Origin of the sequence: Flammeovirga pacifica, assembly GCF_000807855.2 — a bacterium.
In the GTDB taxonomy this organism is placed as follows: domain Bacteria; phylum Bacteroidota; class Bacteroidia; order Cytophagales; family Flammeovirgaceae; genus Flammeovirga; species Flammeovirga pacifica.
Genome location: NZ_JRYR02000002.1, coordinates 240,222 through 260,136, shown reverse-complemented (window position 1 = coordinate 260,136; position 19,915 = coordinate 240,222). Strand labels below are relative to the sequence as shown.

The following is a 19,915-nucleotide window of genomic DNA, read 5'->3' as shown; positions in this document are numbered from 1 at the left end:
AATTGTACTTTCGCCCTTTAATGAATCAAAGGTAGAATTTAAGATTTCTACAACTGTCTTTTTTTGTTAATTCAATGTCTTTATTTCAAATAAACAACTCATTAATAGGGATTTAACCTACATATTTTGTCTGTTTTAGTATCAATAATGTCATTTAATGTGATAAAAAAATACATTAAATTTCATCCAATTCTTTGCTTAGCTATAGTTATGCTTTTGTTGATTTCCCATATTTACCAGGAGTTAATCCATAAGTATCTTTAAACATTTTAGTAAAGTGAGTTCGGCTTTTGAAACCCGTAAGAAGGTAAACTTCTGATACAGGAATTTTTTCCTGAACTAACAACTCTGCTGCTTTTTTTAATCTAAACATACGCAATAACTCAAGGGGAGTATGGTTAGTTATTGCCTTTACTTTTTGATAGAAGTGTGTTCTATTTAAATACAATTCTTTAGCAAAGAAATTAATGTCTAGTTCTTCGTTAGAATAATTGTCCTCCATCAATTGATACAACTTATCAATAAAAATTTTATCGTTTTTATCGTTTGATTTTCTTTCTAATTCTATAGGTACATCTATCTTAAATCGCTCTCTTAATAGTAATCTATTTTTTAGAAGCATTTGGATAGAAGTAATTAAGTGTTTCATATCAAAAGGCTTGGTGATATAAGCATCTGCACCAATTTCCAAACCACTAATTTTATCTTCAACACTCGATTTTGAGGTTAATAAAATCACTGGAATATGGCTTGTTCTAATATCTAACTTTAATGAGTTACATAACTCTAAACCATTTAATTCTGGCATCAGAATATCCGATAGTAATAAATCAGGCCACTCTTTTTCTAAATAATCTAAACATTTCCTACCATTTTCAAACGCTTTAATATTAAAGTGATCGCTTAAAACCGATTGAACAAATTCTCTTAAGTCAGGATTATCTTCTACAAAAAATACCGTTTGGTCTTTAAGGTTTTCATCTATCTTTATTTCAGGAAGCGCCAGATTATCGGGTAATAATTTCTGTCTCTCTTCGTGGCTTTCTTCTTCTAACAATTGACTTAGTCTCACCTCATTAAATTGACTTTCTTTACTCACCTTTGTTGGTATAAAGACATGGAAAGTGGTCCCTTCTTTATCATTAATAGATACTTTAATTGTACCAAAATGTAGATCAACTAACTTTTTAGAAAAGGCCAAACCAATTCCTGATCCTATATTAGACGTATTGGTTTTAGATTGATAAAATCGATCAAAAATAAAGGGTACATCTTCTTCAGATATTCCTTGTCCGCTATCTGTAATATACAAATCAATTCCATCAGCATTCGATGAATACTCCATAGTGATCGAATCCTTTTCCTGTGTAAACTTAAAGGCATTATTTAATAGATTATTCAATACGATTTCCAATTTATCGTAATCCGCATTGATAAATATTTTATTTGCTTCTCCCTTTAAGCGAAACACCTTATTTTGTTTTTTGGCTAAAGGATCAAAATCTTCCTTCACGTTGGCCAATAGTTCAATAAGGTCAAAAGACTTTAGCTGTAACTTAAGTAAACTTTGTTCTGCCTTATTAAAATCTTGTACTTGATTGACCAACTGATACATTTTTTTAGACTGCCTATTAATTAAATCTAAATGCTCAAAAGCTTCTTTGTGTGAACTGAACATCTTCAATAACACCTGTATTGGTCCAGATATCAGCGTAAGAGGAGTTCTAAATTCATGCGAGATGTTCATAAACATCTGTTGCTTCGTTTTATTTAGTTCTTCCAGTCTATTGTATTCTAATTGTTCAATCTGCAACTGATGTTTTAGACCTGTAAGGTGCAGCAAAAACTTTATGGTTATGCCTATTAATACCACACCGAGTATCACATAAATAATGTAGGCCCAAACCGTTTTCCAATAAGGTGGTTTAATCTCTATAGAGATGCTTTTAATTTTGCCGTAATCTTTATTTGAATTAGAAGTGGCTACCTCAAATGTATAATTACCTGGAGGTAAACTATTAAAACTTGCTGTCTTTAGATCTGAGGTCACTTCTACCCATTCTTTTTCAATAGGTAAGAGTCTGTATTTTAGTAAATGACTTTTAGGATTACTGTAATGTAAAGACAGCATCTCAATAGAAAATACATTCTGATCATAATTTAAGGAAAAGTGATCTGTACTATTGAGGTTTTGAGTGAGAATGATATGATCGCTCACACTTTTATTGGGCTGTACTTCTTGATTATAGATTTTTAGTTCTCCAAGTCTCAGTTTAGGATAAGATTCTTCTGAGATACTATCGGGATGAAAAATACAGAATCCATTTGCCCCTCCAAAAACCATCTTGCCATCTTCTAATAATGTCGATGTATTTTCGAAAGGTGCCACAAGCATCCCATCTTCTTTACTGAAGGTTCGAATCACAAACGTCTTAGTATTCAATACGTTTAATCCTTTGTTAGTACTAATCCATAGATTATTATTTTTATCAGATAAAATTGATTTAACAACGTTATTATCTAAACCTTCTTTCTCTCTAAATGATTTAAACCTATAAGTAGAAGCATCTTTTGTTACACGGCATACTCCCCCTCTTTCTGTACCCACCCAAAGTTCTTTATTAGGTAATCGAATAATTGAAGTAATGTGATTACTTGATATCGAATTGGGATCTTTGGATGAATGCACATACTGTTGTGTTTCTAATGCATCTAATGGAAGATCTTTATTCTGAATACGAATCAATCCGTTCAATCTTGTACCAACCCACACCACATCAACTAAAGGATCAAGGTACATATATCTCATTTCACTTGATAAGTTCTTCGTTTGCTGTTTGAATTTCTTTAATTCTTGTGCATCAATTAAAGTATTGTTTTTAATCTCCAAACGGAACAATCCCTCATTGGTTGCTAACCAATAATAACCAAATCTATCTTTGGCAACTGATTTAATATTCAGTTTATCTAAAAAAGGAAATCTGCTATCGTGAATTTTCAACCACTTATCAGAATGTTTTTCTTGAAAATAGATATGACCATAATTATAAATACTCTTAATCCATTTATTATCTTCATTATCCAAATAAAGATTATTTACCTGATTAGTATCAAAATTTTTCAGCCGATTTTCAAGTCCACAAAATTGATTTTGAGCGATATCATAACAGTAGACTCCTCTGAAATTGACGTTAAACAATAAGGTGTTTTGATCAAATTGATTAATGCTTAATACTTGGCTCTTCTTTGGAAAACGTTGCTTTTGGTTATTAGGAATTTTAAAATTACTGAAATCTTGAGATCTATTATTAATATGATATATCCCTTCTGTAAAAGATGCTATCCAATCTCCACTCTCTTTATTGAGGGCATACACACTCACCCTATCTAAAGGTAAACTTACTTTATTTTTATACTTGCTTAGTCGAACTTCCTTTTGCAATTCGTGATAATCATCTATCACGTCTAAACCTGTAGAAATATGTCCTAAATAAAGCTGATTATCTTGAGCACAGTAAATACTTCTAAACCTGTTTTTGGTAAAGTATTTATCTGAAAAAGATAGGATATCTTCACTATTCTCGTTGATTTCATATTTATAAATACCGGAATTCCCTACGATAAAGACATGTTTTTTATCCGGAGTTATCGTAATTCCTCTCGTGTTTTTTAAACCTTCTAATTTTATTTCTCTATAGGTGTCTTTTTCTAAATTGTAGATAATTACCCCATCAATAGTTGATATAATGAGATGGTGATCCAACTGAACTAAACCATAGTAATAAAAGCCATTCTTCTTTTGACTTTCGATAGTAATAAACTTCTTAAGCTCATACGTTTCTTCATCAAAAAAGTATAATCCATTGTGCTCAGATACACAAATTATTTGATTTTGATACTTGAATATGTGGTTGATCGTAGTTCCATTAATATGTACTTCTGCTGACTCCGCCTCATATAAAGTTTGAAAAATTTGATCTTGATAATTGTATAATGAGATGCCACGTTCCGTACCCACCCAAATGTTGTTGTTTTTATCTTGGTAAAGCGATCGAACTCTATTATTAGTAATACTCTCTACTTCTCCTGTATTCCTAAATATTTTAAAATCAAAACCATTAAAGCAATTCAATCCATCAAAAGTACCCAACCATAACAATCCGTTATGATCCTCTAAAATGGATGTTACACCATAATGGGAAAGGCCATCACTCATTGAGTAACTTTTTGTTTTAGAAAAGGTATTCTCTGAATATGAATATTGATTAATGCATATTAAAGCAAGTAGTAAAAGGAAAAAATACTTCTTCATTAAGTTAATATTAAATCTATTCATCTCATTTATTGAATACATATTCTTGTAATTAGTTTTCGAAAAAATTTGCTAGATAATTTAGGGAGTATTCCTCTTATGATGAATGTAAAAAATTTATTTAAACAAAAATACATTCAATTTTTTGTAAACAAACAAATCATCAGCTAAAGAAACTTAACAAAAAAAATCACTTAGAATAAGTACTGAATATCAAAAACAAAAATATCGTTGGGGAGTGGCAACTGTTTTTATTAAAAAATCACTCCTATTGATTTAACTATTAACTTCCTGTAAAAATAAATGGTATGGATAGATCAGAATCTTTTTTTACAAATACTTTTTCCATCCATTTCATTGACCTACTGAAAAACAATCTCATTGGGTATCACTCCCACTTGAAAAGAATCTAATTTCGCCCCCATCATATTGTATTGAAACACCCATCCTTTTTGGACATAATCAATCGCATCGGTGACATAAATGTCGTTGTTATTTGGATTGACACCTAAACCATAAAACAACCTTCTCCCTTGTGGTACTATAACTTTTCGTTCAAAATGATCGGCATAAATATCTTGTTGGATGACATCTTTCTGAATAAAAAACAATTGATCTTTCTCCTTATTTATTCTTAACCTTGAGGGCATACTTAGATAATCATCTGCACTTAAAGAGAAAGATTTTTTGATGCTAAACGACGTAGGATCTACTTGTACTAATGCTGGTTGAAGTTCCTCTAAGCCACCATTGCATAAAACCCATATCATTTCGTCTTTATCAACTACTAAATCAATTGGGCCAATAGGTAAAGCTAAACTATCTACAATTTCATCGGTAGAAGTGTCTAATTTTAGTAATAACTGTCCTCCTTTTCTTTTATCAAAAACTGTTTTTGTTTGGGTAACATACACATAATCATCCAATTCACACATCTTCTCTGTCCAACCCGTAGTAACGATATTTTTGACAACTTCATTACTTTTTAGATCAATCACATAAATTTTATCTGCGTACAAATCTGTTACGTAAGCTTTTTGTTCATCTACTTGGTACAAATACCTGGGGCTGCTGTTAGGAATATCAATACGATCCATCCACTTCCCTGTTTTCTCTTCCATGATATCGATTCTAGAAGAGTTATTAACACATATATATGCTTCCTCATTAATGAAAGTCATAGACTGTGCTACATTGCCTAATTCAAAATTATTGATGCTTTTATACAACTCATTGTTTACTGTATCAGAAGCATATCTTTTATGCGATAAAGTGGCTACTCCCCAATCAAAATTACCCTCATTCACTACATACACTCCTTTTTCAAAAGTGATATTTTTATCTACTTCTTTTTCTGTAGAGACCGGCATACTGTCTTGTGCTGTATTACAAGCAACCAACAGAAACAGTGCTATATATATTGTGTATTTCATTTTTAAAAATTATAAGTGAGGGTGCATTGAAAAACTCTTCCTGGCATTGGTTTTCTAGCTATCGACTGATAATGATAATTAAAGATATTTTCCACTCTTGCTTTTACATCCCACGTTGAGTTCATCCATTTGATCTGTTTTCCAATAGTCAAATTTGTCAGATAATAAGGAGGTAAATATTCACTCCCATCGGTCTGAGTAAGCCTTTCTCCATATATTTGTTGCTCTACTATACTATACCATTTTTTATAATTCACTTGAAAATACCCCTGAAATGAACCTACAGGAGTATATATCAATTGTTTTCCTACCGATTGATCTAACTCGTCGTTCGCTTCTGTATTCTCTGAGTGAACCATTGAAATAGATGTATACAAATGAAAGTTCCAATCGTTTTTCTTATAACTTACTTCCGCAATTTGTTCAAGTCCTCGAGAATGTACTCTTTTTAAATTTTCAGGTCGCCATAAATTACTGACGGCAGGTTTCCATACAATCCAATTATCGATTAAACTATTAAAGCCCGTCAATTCATATTTCCATTGCCAATTAGAGGTGGTATTAGAACGGAGTTTGAAAGTAGCTTCGTAGGTCCATCCTTCTTCGGGTAGTAAATCAGGGTTTCCTACAGGATACCAGTACCTATCGTTTAAGGAAGGAGCATGAAAGTTCTTAGATACATTTGCTCTTACTCCAACCACTACTTTATCGTATGGATTAATATCTGTATCGATACCTAAACTTGGTAAGAATGGTTTAATATCGCCATCTATCCATTCCTGACGAGCCAAAAAACTTAAAGTAGTTTGATCAAAAATCACCCAATCTACTCCTGCATAAAGGTCTAAAGTATGTTGCGCTACTTCTTTATTGGTGGTATCGTTTACAGAATGATAGGCGTTACTATGAATCTGATCGTAATAATCGTCTACCCCTCCACGAATTAGAATTTTTGGTGTAAGCTGATACGTTGTTTTAAAATGATTTTGCCATTGTACCGATCGTGAATCCGATGCTGTCATTTTAGGGTTTTCATCATTATTTAGTTGGCGTTTATACCAAAGATCGTCTATTAAAAGTGCTGTAATAAATTCTGTTTTTAAACGATCGTTGGTAAATTTCCAATTCCCTAAAAGCTTAAAAGAATCATCTCCCTGCCAACTATCTCCCTCTTTACTGTCCATGGATGGCGTTAGTTCTCTATCACTTTTTTGATACCATGCGTTCAATTGAATTTGATGTTGGTCGTTGACTTTCCATGCCAACTCTTGCATTGCTCCATATTGAATCTGAGCAGAATGATCGTTGACCCAAGTTGGAGAATTAGGTTGAAGTGGGTTTTCAAACTCAAATCTATTTTGAGCATTTTTATAAAATAACTTTGTGGTAGATTGTAGCTTTTTGTTACCTAAAGTAACACTTGCGTTAGTAATACTATTCTCTAAGGTATTGAAGGTTTGTGAAGCCATCACTTTTGTATGGTCTTCAAAAACTACTTTAGAATTCATTTGAATGCCTCCTCCAAGACCGCCTGTGCCTTGCAACAAGCTAGACCCTCCATAATTAATGGTGATTTCGTCTGTAAATGCAACGGGAAATAACGATAAATCTACCTGACCCAACATCGGAGAATTTAGATTAATACCGTTCCAATAGACTTGAGTATGAGATGCTCCAGTACCTCTAAAAGAGGGTGTTGCCGTACCTCCAGCCCCATAACTTTTGATAAAAATTGGTGTTTGAAGTGTTAGTAATTCGCCTAATGAAGCTGATAAATATTGTTCAATTTTTTCTTTAGTGATTTGCGTCGTTTTAAAACTCAAACGTTCTGGTATTTTTTCCGCTTTTACCTCTACTTCATGTAAATAAACAGTACTGTCGGCATATTGTGCTTTTGATGAATACGAGAAACCGATCATCAAGATGGCAATCAAGATGCAGGTTTTATGGTTTAATATTTCATGAATTGTATTCATTATTGTCTGAATGTTATTACAATCAATAGTAGAGACTTTTATAAAAATGTTATGGTTGATTGTTCTTATCTACCTTTTTATAAAAGTCTCTACAATGAATCATTATTATTTATTTTCTTCGATCTGTTTATAGTAACTAATGTCTTTCATACAGAAATACATTGGTGTATTAAAATCTCCTGGAGGTCTAGTAGCGGGATCAGAAGATGACATATCAAAAGTAAGTTTACTCACTACTCCTAAAGTAGAAAGATCAACTGCTTTCCATACATCCAATATATCTTCGCCTTCCGCAAGAGATACATCAATAGATCCCGTTGTGTTTCCTTCTTTATCCCAACCTGTTACAGTAACTTTAAACCAATCTCCATCAGCAAATTTCTTTGCCATCCAATCCCCTTGTTTCATACTTAAATAACCATAGGCATTGTTCGTAAAAGAGATGGTATTCAATTGAACCGGTTGTACGAATACTAAGCTATCGGGATTCCAAGTAGGTCCCATTGATTTCGGTGATTTGTACATTACCAAATATTGCTCTCCATTTTCGACAGGTGCCGGGTATGCAGCATATTGAATATCTAATTGATTGGCAGGATAACCTGAAGGATCTACAGTAGAATGATCATAATTAGAAATTGCCAATCCCATTTTAGTCATCATATCAAGAAAGTTTAGGTTACTAATTTTCACGATACCATCAATTACTTTTTCATCGTAACAATCTTTCTCATTAAAAGTATCGTAATAATTTCCTCCTTTACCCCACCAATAGGTGTTGGTCGCTGTTAGTGTTCCATCATTTAAATTCACATAAGCAATAGCACTTTCCCACTTTGCTTTTAGTGTAATATCTGCTGTAACTTCAGTATCAAAATCAAAAAGCTCTTCTCCAACATACCAACCGCTAAAGATGAATTTTTCTTTAGTTGGATCTTCTGGAGCGGTTACTTTTTCATCTTCATCAACGATTACTTGTTGTAATTGTTCTCCATTATCAGGATCAAAAGTGATTACAAATTGATTGATTACTTCTTCATAAACAGCTACTAACGTTATTTCTGCTGTAATTGGCGTTTTAAAATCGAATGGAGAACCATCTACCGACCAATATTTAAAAATAAACCCTTCTTTTAAAGGATGTTGTGGTTCCTCAAGTTTTTCGTTTTCGATAATAGTAACCACACTATCTTTTGATGTATTATCGAATTGATAAGTAACATTGTGTGTCACTTCCAATTCTTTCCACTCTGCCATTAAAGAAAAATCGCTTTTTACTTCTTCTGTAAAGTCATAAGTTTCATCGTCTTTGGTCCATTGAATAAATTCATGACCCACTCTTTCAGGATTTGAAGGCTCTTTGACTACCCCACCTTTCACAATTTCTTGTGCCTTAATTGAGGTACCCCCATTGGTCTCAAATGTGACTTTAAACACTTTTAAAGACTCATCGTTTTCTTTGTTACATCCTGTAAAAATTAAGAATAACAAAAGAAGAAGCAGATTGAAGTTTTTTGTTTGTTTATACATATTTATATCTCGTTATTAAGTATGATTTAGCGTAATTAGATCGTGTTTAGTATCACCTTTCTCACTTTTCATAAGACGGTGATTTTTATTTATTTAAAATGAAATCGAAGCAGTACTCTCTAATTATTTATAATTTATTTATCAAGAAGGGATAGATCAGCCGCTTTAAATACCTCAGTAGATCGTTCACCGATTCTACCATTAATATCAATTGTTGCGGTATAGACTTTTACAAAATCAATAGCAATTAAGTCTACACTTTTGCCGTTATCATCCACTGCATTACTAATATCAAACAAGTCTGCAGCTCTTAATTTTCCTTCTTGTTCGTAGCCTTTATTATCGGCATACCCCCAGTCGTAGGCTTTGTTATAATAAATCCCATCATCAACAATAACATTGGACTCTAAAAGAGTACCCGTAAATGTTATTTCATTCTCTTGATAGAAAGATGGGAACATAGGTTGTGGATGCCACGGTATAACAGGAGTAAAGTCTAAAATCCCTTCCTCGGTGTTACCTGCATATACTTTCTTGTATTTAATAAGATGTTGATCTTCTGTAGCAGAAGGACGATAATAAGTAACTGATACATGATGTTTGGTTTCATTTTTATAGTACTCACTGCCTTTTAACTGATACCAAGGTTCGTTATCATCGGGGTAGCCATTACCGTTTAAATCTTGACAAACCATGACAATACCTGGCTCAGAACTACCTTCAAAAGGATTACCGTAAATGGCTAAATCATTTCCTTCTTGATTCATTATTGAATGATCAAATTTAAAAGAAACTGAACCTCCAAAAGTTCCTAAAGACAAGAAAGTATATGTATCTCCTACAATGTAATCTTTCGTATCTTGATCGTTATCTACCTTATTTAAAAACTGACCTGGGGCTGGAGAAAAATCTAAAACTTCTGTAATCCAAGGTGTGGCATTTGGGTTTTCATTAGGTTTATAAATGTTCTCTTGCTCTACTTCGTCGTTGGTATTTTGACAACTTCCTAATGATAAGATTAGGAGTAAAACCGCTACAAAATATTTAATGTACTTCATTTTTTTTTCAATAAAATGTAGGGAAGCAACAAAGCTGCTCCCCTACCCAGATTTATTAATAGAATCTAAATTGAATCTTTTATTTGTGGTACTCCATTATGTAAAACAGAGTATATTTTACCTTCTTTTGTGATAGTTCTTACATATTGATTTTTTCCTAAAAAGCTATCAAAAAGACTTACTTGGTCTGAAGTTAAATTGATTAATTCACCTGCGTCGTCCAATTCAACAAAAGAAATTTCTGTGTCTCCAACTAAAACTTTTACTGTTTCATCAAAAGTCACTTTTCTAATATTCCCTCTAACTACCTCATCAAAGAATTCGATTCCATGACGCATAGGTGCTAACCATTTCATACCATTGTATGCAGGTTGTCCGTTCACTTCTTCATTTCTTTCATAAGCAAAACCAACTTGTGGTGAAGACATGTAAATATCTTTTACTAAATCAAATACAAATGTTTGACCATCCAATTGGGCATCTCCTGCAGAGAATACTAATGGAAATGTGAAACATCCATAGTTAGAAGTAGTATATAAATCTTTTGTATTATTCCCTTCTTCATCAATTAAAAACACCTCGGTACCCCAAGCCCATCCTCTACCTAGACGGTTTAATTGTGCTTTTACCATGGCATGTTCCCCTAGTTCCATTGCTTGGAAATCTTCAGGAGACATAGTCGCATAAGTTACAGTTGTTTCACCAGCACCTAATTCCCATTTCGCAATAATGGTAATATTGGATGTAATAGGAGTAGTAAAATCAAACAAGTCATCACCTAAATACCAACCTACGAATTCATAACCCTCTTTTGTTGGAGCTTCAGGTTCTTGCACCATTTCATCCTCATTTACAGTTACTTGTTGTAATTGACCACCATTATCAGGATCAAAACTAACCACAAACTGATCAATTACTTCTTCATAAACTGCAGTAAGTGTGATATCTTGAGTAACAGGTGTTTCAAAATCATAAGGAGCGCCATCAATCGACCAGTTTTTAAAAAGATATCCTTCTTTTACAGGTGTAGAAGGTATTTCTAATTTTTGATCTTCGAGTACAGTTACTACACTATCTTCTTTTCCATTATCAAATGAGTAGGTTACTTGATAAGTTACTTCTAACTCCTCCCAAGTGGCTAATAATGTAATATCTGAAGTAATAGGTGTTTCAAAATCAAAAGTTTCTTCATTAATTGTCCAAGCTAAAAATTCATGCCCTACTTTTTCTGGTTGTGTAGGTTCTTTTACTTGATTACCGTCGTTTACTTCAACAGGTTCAATAGTATTACCACCATCTGTATCAAATGATACCGTATGTATATCAAGTATTGTTTTGTCATCTGTTGAATTACAACCAACAAATAATAGAATGGATAATAGGACTGAAATGGATTGTTTGAAAAAGAATTGTTTGTTCATCTTTAATTTTGTTTTTATGCTATTAGGATGAACTTGGGGAAATAAATAAAAGACACAGTAATGTACAGTGTAGTGTCTCATATGATACTTAACTCCCGAAGTTTCATCGAATAATTGTGCTTGGCAGGTCTCCTGACTTAACTCTTTTCTTAAATCGCCTTCTCGTTAAAACAATGGCACTTGATTTAAGTATTTTGAGCATTACAGTTGCGGGTACAGTTCTGGATTTTCACCAGATTCCCTATTCTCCTTTCGGAACCAATGCACAGCAAAGGTGTAGTTAATTTGAAAGTAATAAAGTGATAGAAATCACCTTGATTTAGAGCTTTTAATTAGTCGTATTGTTTATTGAAAATTTATAATGAAAAAATTTAATTTTTTAACAAAACCTAATCATATGAACATTTAGACCTAATTGCGACGTTAAAAAACCTAAAATTATCACAAAAAACAATCTTTATGAAAAAGCTATTATATGTATTCGCCTTATTCTTCATTGCTTTTAATGCACAAGCTCAATATGAAGTACAACCATCTGTTAGTCATCAGACACAAAATAACATTAATATTTTCAATGGATTAGACATGGGAATGACACCCAAACAGGTGGCAAAAACTATGGAAGAAAAATATAATGTTTCCCCTGATCTTTATGGTGTTTATCAAATAATGTTTTTAGGTGAAGTAGTAGCTTTAAAACCTGTTTATGATAATCATAAGCTTGTAAAAGTGGAGTTAACTTTAGAAAATTCTGATATAGAATCCATTCAAAAAAGCTTAACGATGATAGAACATTCATTTATTAAAAATGAAGATTGGAAAGAATCAAAATCTAGTGATGATCAATGGTTATTTGAAAAAAAATTAACACAAATGGTACAGCATAAAAATGAAATTGCTGTATATACCTTTGGTGTTCAACAAAATAATATAGGTTCCGATTGGCATGCTGAAATAATGATATCTCCAAGGTTAGTAGCTGATAAAGAATTAGATGAAGAAATTGTAGCAAGTAATAGTCTACAAATATCTCAATTGATATAATCCATTAAAAAAAGACTTTTTTCTTTATCCAATAAATTTACCTCACGCAAATTATATTTTTTTGTGTGAGGTGTTTTTTTTATCAAAAAGTTTTCGACTCATAAATGGTAAAAAAAGAATGAGATCAGATTCAATACAATGAGCTCAATTTTATAGATACAGCTTAAAGATGGATGATTTAGACTCATTTTTTTCATCAAATTCCTCAAAGATGATTCTTACAGTTTGTAAAGTTAGGTATATATCAAAAAACCACTATCAAGGTAATTTTTAATACATCTGTCTAGTTAAAACGTAAAATTGTACATAATAAAGTTGCTGTTGTATAGTTTCGATCTAGTCTATACAATTGTCTCTTTTTAAAGGAATTACTTAGTTAGTGTAACTATTACATTTTTTTGATAAAAACTAGCACGAAATGAATATAAAATTATTACTATCTAAGTTATTGTGTATTGTTACTTTACTATTAATAGCAACACCTGGAGTAGCAAATACTCTTACTTTAACAGCAGATCTAACAATTACTGATGTCAGTGAATTAAGTACCTACTCTAAAGTAGACTTGAATGGGTTTCATCTAAATATTGACATTGTTGGTGATTTAGGTAAAAAGATTGAGATCACCGGATTAACCGCTTCTGATACTGTAAATCAAAAAGTTACTATCGGAGCCGACGCAGAAGTGGAATTAGGTTTTGTCGACGGAAATTATCCTTTAGGCATACACGTTTATGGTGAGGTATTGACTTCTTCAATAAAATTTAAAGATGTAAATTCTCATGTTAATATTTATGTTGCAAAAGATGCCATCCTCAATAATACGGGTATTACAGAAATTTTCTTACCAAATGTAGTCATAGCAGGAACGTTCAATAATGATGGAAATTTCACCACATTAGCAGGAAATTCTATTGACTTAGAAATTCAAGATACTGGCACATTATATATCAAAGGGACGACCTATTTTGGACAAAATTCTGATATAACTATTTTGGGTACACTTAAAATAGATGAACAATTACGTATACATAAATTTAGTAAAATAGACTTTGGAAGCGATTGTGCACAAGGAATACTTGATGTAATAGATGTTATTTTAGATGTACATAATGACCCCGATGTTTTCGAAGTATTAGGCTGTGGAACAGTAAATCTCGGAGATTGCTCAGAAGTAGGAACATCAGGTGTTAACGCTGGTCGCTTTTGTGGTGATCTTCCCGTTGAATTAGTTTACTTTAAAGGTTACAAAGATAATGCGAATCATGTTTTGATCTGGGAAACAGCAACTGAACATAATGCCTCTCATTTTGAGATACAGGGATCTAATAATAGAACAGATTGGTCTACTTTAGGGGCAGTTGAGGCCTATGGTAATTCTCAGGTTTCTATTGAATATGAATATATTCAGAAAAGTGTAACATATACTTACTACAGATTAATACAATATGATTTTGATGGTCAATTTGAGGTGTTTGGTAGTATATCTATTGAAAAAGATGTAAATAATTTTAATACTAGAGTTTATCCCAATATAGCTTATACACATGACCAATTTAAACTAGAAGTCTCTGGAATAAATTCTGAAATAGTTGTTCATGTTGGATTGTTTGATCAAAAAGGTAATTTAGTTTGGAAAAAAAATATAAATGTTGAAGCTGGAGATCATAACATAGTCAGTACTTTTCGACTTGATAAAAGTTTAATAGCGGGTACTTACTTTTTAGTCTCTAACAACGGAACAAAGAAAGATATGAAAAGAATTGTGATAAAATAGTTTTCAAAGTATTTGTAACAAATTCAAAACCTCTCAGAACAAAATTCTGGAGGTTTTTGTTTTTAACCTAATATTTAATGAGAATACAATCTTTATGAAACCCATTCTTTACCTATTATTTCTTTTACATTATTCAGTAAGAGTATCCCCCATCCTATTGTAATCACCAAAAAAAAAATTCAATTCTATATAGATGATTTTGAAAAGAATAACATTAGTTGGCCTGAACATGATTATTTAGAATATGACGCATCTGAATAACGAATTTCTGACAATTTATACCGTCTTTATTCTCATGATAATACAACAGGGGCTTACGCTATTTTACGAAACTTCAATTATAATAAATACGACAATTTTGAAGTAGAAAGGGTATACTGGTGGTGGTTTGTTGACCCTACCCAATAAGAGTGTATTCTCTAGATACCTCTATGATTATCTAAAAATAAACTCAAAGAAATATTTACTTACTGTTTCTATCTTTAATGGTATCTCAGAAATGGTAGCATTAAATAGTGATAACATTCCTCAGTACAGAGTGTTACAGAGCACTAGTAATGATGGAGGACAGTTTATTTTTTACAATAAAACTGTTATGGATAAATAAATTAGCGACAAAAAAAGCGATGGCCATATATAGATATTTGACCATCGCTTTTTAAGTTATAAAGAAATTAATTATTCGCCTCTGCTTTATAAGACACACTAAAATCTTTAATAGCATACGATTCAATCACATGATATTTATTGTCTTTGTAAAAAACGGCTTTAACAAAGAAATAATCTGAAATAGTCTTAGTAACTGTTCCTTCGTATACTCTGTATTTTCTATTGACAGTAGAATCATTGTTTACATCGTAATAAACTTCAACTGATTCGTTTTCTAAAGTATCCACACTTACGGTAATACTATGCGTTTGATTACTTTGAGTGTCGTCTACAAATACATGAATAGCACTTTCAGGTTTTTCATCATGATCATGGAGTGTAATATCGTTAGACAAAGAGGTAGCGATAGGGTTTAAACTATCAGTTTCATTGTTAGCACAAGACGCAAAAAGCACTATACTAAACAATAGTATAAATAGTTGTTTCATAATAGATTAACAAGTAGATTAATAATAATAATTGGGTAAAATCAACTCTACTAATATACAAAATTCGTTTTAATCTTTATGCAACAATAAATATTTTTTTGGTGATAAACCATAATGCTTTTTAAAGCTATTTGAAAAATGTTGTAGATGAGTAAAGCCATATTTATCAGCAATTTCGGAAGTGGAAAGTTGTTCTTCCAACATTACATCTCTTACTTTCTCCATTCTTCTTATGGTAAAGTAATTATAAATTGTATGGCCAAAAACTTCATGAAAGAGTTGTTGAATTAAATGTTTTTCCACTCCAGAATCCTCAACAAGTTGAGCTACATCAGGCTTTGTAGATAGATCTTCTAAGATACTTTCTCTAATTTTAAATAAGGCCGCAAATTCTTTATTCGTGATTCTTTTTGCACTATTTCCAGCATCTATATCTACCTTTTTTAAACTATTAATAAAGATATAATAAAGCTCCTGCATTTTAACCGATAGCACTTTAGTTTGTAAAGTTGGAGAATAATTTAGTATCTCTAAAATCATTAATCTAAAGGCGTATAGATCTGGTTGTTCTTCAAAAAAGTGAAAGAATTGTTTTTTGTTTAAAAAATAATGGCTGATAGAATAATCATCTACTTCGTTTAAAGCATCCTCAGAATAAAATAATTGAATATGTTTTAACAATTGTCCTTTTCTTACTGTTCCATCAATAGCAAGATCTTTTGTACAAGTATGAAAACCTTTCCATTTGATTTCCAACGGTTCATTCTTGTCTTTTGACTCAATCCAAAAGTCATTATTAAAAAATGAGGCTACATATTTAAAATATTCTGATTGAGAGTAATCGAATTGTATGGATAAATCCTGAAAAACCTCAATACGGAATAACATAAAATAATTCGAAGGATGAATTTTATAAAAATAAATAAACCCCTTTCCTATTTCGTTATCGATTTTTAAATAGTTAGGATGAATAAACTCTCCTTGAAAGTAGTTTTGAAGCCATTGTTTGTGTTGGTTAAAGTCGTGTATTTTCTTTCCTTGCATGCCCCTTAGTTTTACATATTTATAGAACTTACCTCAAACATAAAAAAAACACCCTTCAAACAAAAGGTGTCTTTCATTACTAATGCTATTTACTTGTCTATTTATTCTTTATTCTTTCAACATATTAATCATATATGTCTCTGATCATTATACACTTAACCCCTGTTAATCACTAAATGAATTAACAATCAGTAACTTAATTTTTATATTCATTTTTTTATCACAAAAGATGAATATAGTTGATGATCATTAACATTGAGTAAAATAGTTTAACACTAAATTTTTCATTTAAGGAATTAAAATTGTGTAATTAGTTCTTAGATAAATCCATTGATAAATAACAACTAAAACAACTTTCCATATGATTATCAAGAAAAAAAATGAGTTATATGAATTGAAACAAGAAAGAGGAAAGTTTTTATTATATAAAAATAAAGAACATATAAAGACTTTTTATCATCAATTGATTGCGATGGGTTACATGCAATCGATCCACTAATTGCTAAAAAAGTATTGTAAAAAGAAATGCTCCTATAAAAGGAGCATTAATATTTTTTAATTGGTTGGTTGTCCTCTACTAAGGCTAAAGGTTTATTTGTTACTATAACTTGGTAACATATATATTAACGTAAAATTGTAAAAAACGGAGAGCTATTTTTACATTTATTTGTTAAATAATTAACAAATTTATTCGATTTTCATTCGTTTATATTCTTTTAATTCCTTGGTAGGTTCTAAGATTGTACCCTGCCCCCAATCATATCCTTCAGATGTAACGACTTTATCAAACTTGACCTTTTTGGGTGAAGTGAACTCTTCGAATTCTTTAGCTGTTATTGTTTCCCTATCTATGACCAAGACTTCTTTGGTTTCTTTTGATGAAGCCAACATATTAAGTCTCACTTTCACCTCGTTTAATGTTTTATCCATTAAGAAGCGTTTTTTCTTTTTAAGAATTGAAAAACTTCTTTCGATAGAAAATGAAGTATGTTCAATCGCTTTGGCATATTTGATATAGTATTTATCATTTTCTTTCTGGAAGATCACTCTCCCCTTTTTATATGATTCAGTATACCCTATACCAAACATATGAATATCTTTTCCCTCTTTACCGTCATCATATTCAAAGTCTACACTTAAAATAGCATACGTCTCTGTAGACACATACATGCTTCCTTTAAATAAGCCTCCATTTTTAGGGGTGAAATTTATTTTATAAACCACATCTTCATCATACATCGAAACTCCTTCGATATCATAATTATATTTCCCTCTTTTAGTAATAAATTCCCAATTTTTGCTTTCAATATCCGCATAATCATTATATAAAGATTTTATTCCCCCTTTCACATATGAGGTAACAATCTGAAAACTTGTACTATCTCTTCTTGGGGTTTCGTCTGTATCTATATCAGTAGAATCACCATCCATTTTTGTTGATAAAATGCCCGTCTTAAACCTATAATAGACATCATCATCCGATAGTGAAGCTTCCATATCATTCATAAAGAATTCAAATTTATCTGCTAATTCATCATAGGCTTTAGAAGCAGACGATTCTTCTAATGATATTGCTTTATAAGGCTTCAGTTTCGATTTATCTTTATCTTTCAATAAATAAACTTGCATATCGCTGTAATCAATAAACTCTTTCGGCATCATCTTCATGACATTATCGATAGTTTCTTGATCAATTCCATCAAAGCTAGATTTTTTAATCGTCATCGGATCCATCACTTTAGGATCTAGTGCTGTTTTACCAAAATGATGTACAAATAGAAATTCTTGGTGGGGAGGTAAATCATGGTAATTCTTCTCAAAATTATCTTCAATTAAAGCAATAATTTGTTTAGGGGTTTGATCTTTATCGGTAATTTCTACTTCTTCTAAATTTACAATGTTAGGTTTCAGTGCAATTTTAGAATTAGATGGAAGATCAGAAACATTGACTTTTACCGTTTCATAACCGCCGAAATAAAATGTTAAAGTATCTGTAGGGTTAATTTTCTTGATTGAAAAGGCAAATTTACCTTCTGCATTAGATACAGTACCCTTTCTGCTTTTATTAAGTATAATATTAGTGTAAGGAAGAGGTTCATCAGTTTCTGCATCTATAATAATGCCTTTAAGCACTCTTTGAGCACAAAGATAAGATGAGGTTGATAGAAGTAAGAAAAGAGTTAGATAAATGGTTCTCATTGTATATTTATTAATTTGACATTCTAATATACAAAAGACGCCCTTAATCTAAAATAAGTGGTTTTAGATAATCTTATTTTTTAAAAATTTGAAGTCAAAAGTTCTGTACCTATTAAATCTATTATAAGTTGCTCTATATTTCCGGTAATAAAAAATAGTAATATAATATATTGTTTTGCCTCTTTTATTATAATGAAAGCTATACTACAAAGGATAATGATTAATCGTTGCTTTTCCTGATTCATAATGATAGTTGATTAGGTTTTATATCTTCTAAACATCATCATTAAAATTGTGGTTCGAATAAGGGTTACAATAAAAAAGTTCAATCCTGTAAGTTTTCAACCGATTGAAATCATTCCTCTAGAATTTATAGCTGGTATTTATATCGCATATATGTTTCTTGTCATTTTAATAATATTTACCATAAATATTCTTTGAAATTATTCAGTATTTTATTTCATTTGAAAACACTTACGAAATGATCTATAATTAACTGTATTATTTTTACAATGTCCAAAGAACTCAAAATTTACAAGCTTTTAGCTGGAATATGCTTAAGCAACAACATCAGCCTACAAACAATTGTCCGACAAATGGGGATTCAAGCATCTACATTTGAAATTGAAGAAATGGTAGGCAGCTTATCTGAACAAGGGTATATTTCTAATGTAGAAAAAAGTCCAAAAGGTGTATTCTGTTCAATTACCTCAACTGGTTCTGAAAAAGCACAAGAACTTTTAGAAACAGCTCTTTAAGCGTGATAAAATACAAAAAGGTTGTAAAATGACATTGATATCATTTTACAACCTTTTTTGATTAGTCGTTCAAAAGCTTTCCCATTATAAATTATTTTTTTCCTACAAATTCCTGCTTTGGCTACGTTTAGTAATAGTTCTTGATTTTAATCTTAAATGAGATAATAATATTCAGCTTCGAAAAGCACATACCCTACCCAAGTTATTATTAAATAGCATTAAGTTATCTGCCCATTTCATTCGTAGTCAAGAAATAATAATAATAG

The 19,915-nt window shown here is 31.3% G+C and carries 12 protein-coding genes and 1 riboswitch; of the genes, 3 read left to right on the top strand and 9 right to left on the bottom strand.

From position 1 onward, the window contains the following. Positions 1-208 precede the first annotated feature (208 nt). The 6 genes from NH26_RS20285 to NH26_RS25165 form a co-directional block, all read right to left on the bottom strand. Positions 209-4,312, bottom strand: coding sequence for a hybrid sensor histidine kinase/response regulator transcription factor (locus NH26_RS20285; protein WP_158021985.1), 4,104 nt, complete (start codon positions 4,310-4,312; stop codon positions 209-211). Between the two features lie 362 nt (positions 4,313-4,674). Then, on the bottom strand, positions 4,675-5,745 hold the full coding sequence (locus tag NH26_RS20280) for a YncE family protein (protein WP_139263214.1): 1,071 nt from the start codon (positions 5,743-5,745) through the stop codon (positions 4,675-4,677). 2 nt (positions 5,746-5,747) lie between these two features. Beyond that, positions 5,748-7,721, bottom strand: a complete 1,974-nt coding sequence (locus NH26_RS20275) for a TonB-dependent receptor plug domain-containing protein (RefSeq protein WP_044217907.1) — start codon at positions 7,719-7,721, stop codon at positions 5,748-5,750. A gap of 105 nt (positions 7,722-7,826) precedes the next feature. Beyond that, positions 7,827-9,251: a DUF4465 domain-containing protein gene (locus NH26_RS20270; RefSeq protein WP_052431759.1), complete on the bottom strand. Its 1,425-nt coding sequence runs from the start codon at positions 9,249-9,251 to the stop codon at positions 7,827-7,829. A gap of 134 nt (positions 9,252-9,385) precedes the next feature. Then, on the bottom strand, positions 9,386-10,309 hold the full coding sequence (locus NH26_RS20265) for a hypothetical protein (protein ID WP_044217906.1): 924 nt from the start codon (positions 10,307-10,309) through the stop codon (positions 9,386-9,388). A gap of 65 nt (positions 10,310-10,374) precedes the next feature. After that, positions 10,375-11,730 (bottom strand): InlB B-repeat-containing protein, encoded by a 1,356-nt coding sequence (locus tag NH26_RS25165; protein WP_044217902.1) that lies wholly within the window; start codon positions 11,728-11,730, stop codon positions 10,375-10,377. A gap of 105 nt (positions 11,731-11,835) precedes the next feature. Next, positions 11,836-12,009, bottom strand: a riboswitch (cobalamin riboswitch). Between the two features lie 180 nt (positions 12,010-12,189). On the opposite strand from NH26_RS25165, the gene NH26_RS20260 reads away from it, so the two are divergent. Continuing rightward, on the top strand, positions 12,190-12,774 hold the full coding sequence (locus NH26_RS20260; RefSeq protein ID WP_044217900.1) for a hypothetical protein: 585 nt from the start codon (positions 12,190-12,192) through the stop codon (positions 12,772-12,774). Positions 12,775-13,192: 418 nt separating this feature from the next. Then, on the top strand, positions 13,193-14,551 hold the full coding sequence (locus NH26_RS20255; protein WP_044217897.1) for a T9SS type A sorting domain-containing protein: 1,359 nt from the start codon (positions 13,193-13,195) through the stop codon (positions 14,549-14,551). 674 nt (positions 14,552-15,225) lie between these two features. Here NH26_RS20255 and NH26_RS20250 read toward each other — a convergent pair. The 3 genes from NH26_RS20250 to NH26_RS20240 form a co-directional block, all read right to left on the bottom strand. Then, positions 15,226-15,648: a hypothetical protein gene (locus NH26_RS20250; RefSeq protein WP_139263212.1), complete on the bottom strand. Its 423-nt coding sequence runs from the start codon at positions 15,646-15,648 to the stop codon at positions 15,226-15,228. Between the two features lie 69 nt (positions 15,649-15,717). After that, on the bottom strand, positions 15,718-16,692 hold the full coding sequence (locus tag NH26_RS20245) for a helix-turn-helix transcriptional regulator (RefSeq protein ID WP_044217892.1): 975 nt from the start codon (positions 16,690-16,692) through the stop codon (positions 15,718-15,720). Between the two features lie 687 nt (positions 16,693-17,379). Next, positions 17,380-18,891, bottom strand: a complete 1,512-nt coding sequence (locus NH26_RS20240; RefSeq protein WP_044217889.1) for a carboxypeptidase-like regulatory domain-containing protein — start codon at positions 18,889-18,891, stop codon at positions 17,380-17,382. A gap of 512 nt (positions 18,892-19,403) precedes the next feature. Between NH26_RS20240 and NH26_RS25305 the strand changes: the two genes are divergently transcribed. After that, the gene (locus NH26_RS25305) at positions 19,404-19,649 is read left to right on the top strand and encodes a hypothetical protein (RefSeq protein WP_139263211.1); all 246 of its coding nucleotides are present in this window, start codon (positions 19,404-19,406) and stop codon (positions 19,647-19,649) included. Positions 19,650-19,915: the final 266 nt, after the last annotated feature.

What these genes read in the sequence shown, in the direction of transcription:
- NH26_RS20285 (WP_158021985.1), bottom strand. Translation starts at nt 4,312, where the DNA reads ATGAAGAAGTATTTTTTCCTTTTACTACTTGCTTTAATATGCATTAAT.
- NH26_RS20280 (WP_139263214.1), bottom strand. Translation starts at nt 5,745, where the DNA reads ATGAAATACACAATATATATAGCACTGTTTCTGTTGGTTGCTTGTAAT.
- NH26_RS20275 (WP_044217907.1), bottom strand. Translation starts at nt 7,721, where the DNA reads ATGAATACAATTCATGAAATATTAAACCATAAAACCTGCATCTTGATT.
- NH26_RS20270 (WP_052431759.1), bottom strand. Translation starts at nt 9,251, where the DNA reads ATGTATAAACAAACAAAAAACTTCAATCTGCTTCTTCTTTTGTTATTC.
- NH26_RS20265 (WP_044217906.1), bottom strand. Translation starts at nt 10,309, where the DNA reads ATGAAGTACATTAAATATTTTGTAGCGGTTTTACTCCTAATCTTATCA.
- NH26_RS25165 (WP_044217902.1), bottom strand. Translation starts at nt 11,730, where the DNA reads ATGAACAAACAATTCTTTTTCAAACAATCCATTTCAGTCCTATTATCC.
- NH26_RS20260 (WP_044217900.1), top strand. Translation starts at nt 12,190, where the DNA reads ATGAAAAAGCTATTATATGTATTCGCCTTATTCTTCATTGCTTTTAAT.
- NH26_RS20255 (WP_044217897.1), top strand. Translation starts at nt 13,193, where the DNA reads ATGAATATAAAATTATTACTATCTAAGTTATTGTGTATTGTTACTTTA.
- NH26_RS20250 (WP_139263212.1), bottom strand. Translation starts at nt 15,648, where the DNA reads ATGAAACAACTATTTATACTATTGTTTAGTATAGTGCTTTTTGCGTCT.
- NH26_RS20245 (WP_044217892.1), bottom strand. Translation starts at nt 16,692, where the DNA reads ATGCAAGGAAAGAAAATACACGACTTTAACCAACACAAACAATGGCTT.
- NH26_RS20240 (WP_044217889.1), bottom strand. Translation starts at nt 18,891, where the DNA reads ATGAGAACCATTTATCTAACTCTTTTCTTACTTCTATCAACCTCATCT.
- NH26_RS25305 (WP_139263211.1), top strand. Translation starts at nt 19,404, where the DNA reads ATGTCCAAAGAACTCAAAATTTACAAGCTTTTAGCTGGAATATGCTTA.